Here is a 704-nt window from a genome sequence, read left to right as displayed (position 1 = left end):
GAAGGCGAGTTGTTCATCACTCTTGAAGGTGAAGTACGCTTCGAACCAAACCGAAATCTAGACCACACAGCTAGCGAAGATATCGTGAAGTCGATAGTGGTGACCTCAAGCGATTCAGATAATGACGTACTGACTTCCACAGTGACGCTGACGATTACCGATGGTGATATTCCGACCATTGATGCAGTGCCAAGCGTTACTTTGTCTGAAACCAATCTTACGGATGGGTCAGCTCCAAGCGGCAGTGCAGTCAGTCAAACCGAGATAATTACTTTCACCAACCAAAGTGATGATGTAGCGAGTTTCCGTATTGAGCCAACAGAGTTCAATGTGGGCGGTGCACTGAAATCGAATGGCTTTGCCGTTGAGATAAAAGAAGATTCGGCTAATCCGGGAACTTACATAGGCTTTATTACCAACGGTTCGAGCACTGAAGTTCCTGTATTCACTATTGCCTTCTCTACGAGCACCTTAGGTGAATACACCTTTACCTTACTTGAAGCACTAGACCATGCAGATGGCCTAGATAATAACGATCTGAGTTTTGATCTGCCTGTTTATGCGGTTGATACGGACGGCGACGATTCACTGGTGTCTCAGCTGAATGTGACCATCGGTGATGATGTTCAAATCATGCAAGATGGTACGTTAGATATTATCGAGCCAAATCTTGCAGACGGCACAATCACAACCAACACCATTGA

1 protein-coding gene is annotated in these 704 nt (G+C 45.6%); it reads left to right on the top strand.

Annotated features, from left to right (window positions below; genetic code table 11):
* Positions 1 to 704 (top strand): hypothetical protein (locus NX845_RS23380; RefSeq protein ID WP_260257211.1); only part of this gene is annotated, 704 nt, incomplete at both ends.

Source organism: Vibrio sp. NC2, assembly GCF_025195005.1.
Classification (GTDB): domain Bacteria; phylum Pseudomonadota; class Gammaproteobacteria; order Enterobacterales; family Vibrionaceae; genus Vibrio; species Vibrio splendidus.
Note: the sequence above shows the minus strand (reverse complement) of the source record. Positions and strands in the feature narration are given on the sequence as shown.